Genomic DNA, 3,359 nt, shown 5'->3' on the forward strand with positions numbered 1-3,359 from the left:
GTATCTCCCATCTTGGCACATCCGAAAGTCTGTTCAGCCCATTGTTGAGGAGGCAGTGGCATCATGATCTTGGTCTGTCTCAGAAAAGGATAAACCAAGATTAGGATTTGTGACTAAGAGACAGCCCAAGGGGAGAGGAAGAAAAGCCCCCTTCTCTCACCACCCTCTTCTGCTCCCTCCTCCTCTGGTAGAGGGCATATCACTCTGCCCCCTCTCCCTCTGGGAGAGGGCCGGGGTGAGGGACAACACAATAGATCAGGAGAGCTTGTTCACCAGCGTGATCAGAATCTCTTCGATTTTGGCGACGCTGATTTTGACGTCCGCCATATCCGATTTCAGCACGGCCACATCGGATTTCAATACAGCTACATCAGACTTCAATACCGTCACGTCGGACTTTAATGTCGAAACATCGGATTTAAGCACAGTGACATCGGACTTGAGCAACTCAATATCCCGCCACTGTTTGTGCTGCTCCCGCAGGATCAACACCACGGTGCCCTCAATGCCCTTGAGAATGCCATCCCACTGTTCCACGATTTTTTCCAAAACCGTCACCCTTCGGTCCAAATCGTACGCTTCTTCTGGGGTCATAGTATACCTCGTAATGGCAGGAATGACCGGGGTTGTTTTTTTCTCCGGTCAGCCAGACAGCATAGAAGGGTTTCAGGAATATGCAGCGAGTTCTGCCCCTCAGGGGAATTTCATGCAACCACTGGCGCCACCCTTTTTCTGGGCTATGTTTACCCAGCCAGTCCAATCGAAAAAAAGAAACTGTTGAGGAGCTATCATGCTGCCACTGGAAAAAAAAGTAGAGGCGCTGGAAGCCAACCAGGCTGAACTGACCAGCTACTACAATGAGAACACTCAGGTGATCAGGGTGATTCTCAAGGAGTTGAGAAATTACCGGAGCCAGACCAACGAACGCCTGGATGAAGTGGACAGCCGCATTAACCACGCAGGCAAGCGAATCGGACAGCTGGAGGACACGGTTCGGTTACAGCATCAGGACAGCTGCATGCGCCTCGAGCGGCTGGAAGAAGATGTGACCCAAGTAAAAACGGATGTGGTTGAGGTAAAGGCGGATATTGTTGAAATCAAGCAAACCCTGTCGTTGATACTGGCCAGACTGCCGGAAGGAAAATAGGCCAAGATTCAGCGGGCCAAAGGTAAACCGGGCTTTTGTGTTGCGCTTCACTTCCGTTTAGCAGCAACCTACGTAAAGCAATACGTGAGGCACAATACTTCGGGAAGGCCGTAGGTTGCTGCTGAGCACTGCGAAGCGCAACGCGGGGTATGAAGGGAAAAGTATTATCCAGAACGAAGAAAACCGCCCGAAGGCGGTTTTCTTTTGCGAGCTCCCACTCTCAGGACGGGAGCACTCGATACTGAAAGCACGCTGTTCCCATGCGAGACCTATGAGGTCTGAAAACATGGGAACCAACGGTCTTAGAAGTAGTAACGAGCCTGCAGAACAGCGCGGTCTTTTACGTCAACACCGACTTTCTTACTCTTTTCAATTACGTAAGTACCGGACAGTTGAACCGGGCCGGTGGTGTAAACCACACCCAGAGGGAAGTACTTCAGTTCGCTGTCAGGAGCGTTATCGCTCTTGTCTTTCAGCTGGTTGTAGCCAGTTTCGAACTTGAAGCTGTCGTTCAGCTGGTAGCTGCCGTACACTTCGAGGCCCTTGGCCTTCTCAACTGCACCAATCACTTCCAGGTCACGGTTTTTCAGATCAGCGTAAGTCAAAGCAGCATAGAGCTTGTCGGCTTCAAACTTGACACCAAAGATAGCAGACTTGGCTTTGTAGTTATCACCAGCAGTGACGTCTACCTTGGCTTCGTTGTAAGCCGCACCAAAGCTCAGGCCCATAGGCAGGTCGTAGCTGGCAGCCAGACCGTAAGAACCGTCGCGCTTCTCGTTAGTGTCCAGAGTACGAGTACCCGCCTGCATCTGAGCAGAAACGTTCAGGCCACCGAAGCTGCCATTGTATTGCAGAGCATCGTCTGCACGGGAAGTACCCAGCTTCTCACCTTCGTTACCGTAGAAACCGGAAGCTTCACCACCGGTAGTAGCGAACATATCGGTGTAACCGGCGATCATGGAGTAAGAAGACCACTGCTTACCGAAGGAAACGGAGCCCAGCTGGTCGTTCTTAACGCCAACATAGCCCAGACGCTGCCAGAAGAAATCTTTCTTCTCGTCGCTGTTGTTTTTGTTGTCACCAGAATAGGTAGTGTCAAAACCCCATTCAGCCTTAGCGAAGGCAGTGGTGTCCTGAGTCAGCTTGGACTCGAAACCGAAGTTGATACGGCTGCTGTCGCCAGCAGTCTTGTTGTCAACACCAGACTCTTTGTTGTACACGTAACGCATACCAACGTGACCACCGATGGTCACTTTGTTAGTACCGTCGTCAACAACGGTAACAGCCATGGCCTGACCGGCGATCATGGAACCGACAACAGCTGCAAGAATTTTCTTTTGCATGCTATTACTCCTGAATTTCAGTGTGATGTGTGTGCAATTCTGTGTTGATGCTTCTGCTCAGCTTTTTGGTGCTGGTTCAGCCAAAAGCATCGCCGCCTTTCTTTATATGCATTTCTTTCTTCAGATGAGATGCTTTCACGAAGGCTCTTTCACAACAGCCTCGTAAGGACCTCAACTTGACCGGCGAAGCTCGTCTGCTCGTCAATAAAACAAACAGCGCCGATAAACAGAATAGAAGATGCGGGCGACTTGTGGATGGCATTATTCAAAAGCGCAAGCCCCGTCGTCATATGCAAAAAACCAATCACCCAATCACTTTTTTAGAATTGCTTTTATTTCGACACACAAAAAATTAAGACAAAAACCACTAAGTAATGCCTAAACCCCTTGACTGACGTACACCCTACATAAAACAACAGCTTTAAAATGAAAGACAACTGATGTTTAACGAGCTAAGTGAATACCGAAAAACCCAGGTATACCCGCCCTTATCCGACAAAGGAAAATTCGCACTTGCTTGACTTAAATCAATTCACAAAAGAAAACAAATGAGGAGAAAAACGGGATTCTCAACGTTTTCAGGGATAAACAAGGCCTTTCCATGGGAGGGGAAAACCGGGAATCAGACTTTATCTCTAAGCACCCGCCGCAACACTGACAGAAGGCGCTGTTCAAATTAAATGTTGCTAACATGGTCTATACTCCCTGAGCATGAGAATTGTCGTGTAAAGTGGAGTTCCAGCCATGAAACCTCAGCAATTCCAAGACATCCTGAAGTCCATACCCATGATGTCCCCAGAGCAGATCGGTGTCCTCCATAAAACTCTGCCGCCCTCACCCATTGCCGGTGATGCACAAGGTATTTCCGG

Annotated in this window: 3 protein-coding genes; 1 reads left to right on the top strand and 2 read right to left on the bottom strand. The window is 49.3% G+C overall.

Translation table 11 applies throughout. The annotated features are described in order from the left end of the window. Positions 1-255: 255 nt before the first annotated feature. Positions 256-549 carry a hypothetical protein gene (locus ACNRUY_RS26020; protein ID WP_488114579.1) on the bottom strand — a complete coding sequence of 98 codons (294 nt, stop codon included), beginning with the start codon at positions 547-549 and terminating at the stop codon, positions 256-258. A 241-nt stretch (positions 550-790) separates the two neighbouring features. On the opposite strand from ACNRUY_RS26020, the gene ACNRUY_RS26025 reads away from it, so the two are divergent. After that, positions 791-1,147, top strand: coding sequence for a hypothetical protein (locus tag ACNRUY_RS26025; protein ID WP_488114580.1), 357 nt, complete (start codon positions 791-793; stop codon positions 1,145-1,147). Positions 1,148-1,449: 302 nt separating this feature from the next. On the opposite strand, the gene ACNRUY_RS26030 is transcribed toward ACNRUY_RS26025, so the two are convergent. Further along, positions 1,450-2,490, bottom strand: coding sequence for a porin (locus tag ACNRUY_RS26030; protein ID WP_488114581.1), 1,041 nt, complete (start codon positions 2,488-2,490; stop codon positions 1,450-1,452). Between the last annotated feature and the right edge of the window lie 869 nt (positions 2,491-3,359).

The organism is Endozoicomonas sp. Z74 (assembly GCF_057680865.1).

Excerpts from the sequence above, each read along its gene's own strand:
- ACNRUY_RS26025 (WP_488114580.1), top strand. The coding sequence starts at position 791 with ATGCTGCCACTGGAAAAAAAAGTAGAGGCGCTGGAAGCCAACCAGGCT.
- ACNRUY_RS26030 (WP_488114581.1), bottom strand. The coding sequence starts at position 2,490 with ATGCAAAAGAAAATTCTTGCAGCTGTTGTCGGTTCCATGATCGCCGGT.